Raw genomic sequence first — 855 nt, 5'->3', positions numbered from 1 at the left:
AAGGGGCTGTCCCAAAAGTAGATTTTCTACGGCGGAAGAGAGTTCTCTTCATTCTTAATGCTACAAAAAGTGAGCAGAGCAGCGATTCTCCCGTTATTGGAGGATCGCTGCTCTGCGTTTTTGGTCATTGGCGGCTTGCTTCAGCAGATTATGTGCAAGGGAAAGCCACCCGACCTCAAGCGTCACTTTCTCCATGCCGCGAAGCAGAAATCGCCGGAACCCCCGGTTGTTCTTCAGTTGTCCGAATACACTTTCCGGCTCCGTCATTCGGCGTACGGCCAAGGTGTAACCTTCTTCACTCCGTAGAATTTCGCGCGCCTGTTTCTGGTATCGCAGCCGTTCCAAGCTGACGACCATTTCCCGATTTCCTGCCGCTTTTGTGCAACGCTCCTTTAGGGGGCAGCCTTCACAGGAGCTGCTTCGGTAATGCCGTCTGCGAATTTCATAGCCACTCTCTAGGGTCTCCTTGCTTTCCCTGTGGAAATGCAGCCTGTTCCCAGCTGGGCACGTCCAATGATCCTCGGCTGTATCGTATGTCCAGTTTTCGATTTTACCAACATTCGCTTTCCAGGCTTTAGTTTTTTCCTTGTGGTAGCTGCCGTACTTCACCACCGCCTGTATCTCTTTCTTTTCCAGATAGGCGTAGTTTTCTTCACTGCCATAACCTGCGTCTGCAATGACTGTCTTTGGCCATTTCCCGAGGATTTGTTGGGCTTTTTCCAGATGCGGCTCTAAACAGCGGGTGTCGGTCGGTCTTTGATGTATACTGTAGGTTAAAATAAATTGGTTTTCGGTCCCGATTTGCACATTGTATCCCGGTTTCAGTTGGCCATTTCGCATGTGATCTTCTTTCAT

1 protein-coding gene is annotated in these 855 nt (G+C 49.9%); it reads right to left on the bottom strand.

Translation table 11 applies throughout. The features are described from left to right. Window positions 1–93: 93 nt before the first annotated feature. A partial coding sequence (locus tag ACFSX3_RS27180) for a transposase (RefSeq protein WP_379313492.1) occupies window positions 94–855 on the bottom strand: 762 nt, incomplete at its 5' end.

The sequence above is a fragment of the Paenibacillus rhizoplanae genome (genome assembly GCF_042684125.1).
GTDB classification, from domain to species: domain Bacteria; phylum Bacillota; class Bacilli; order Paenibacillales; family Paenibacillaceae; genus Paenibacillus_AQ; species Paenibacillus_AQ rhizoplanae.
The sequence above is the reverse complement of the archived record's forward strand: the minus strand, read 5'-3'. Positions and strand labels throughout refer to the sequence as shown.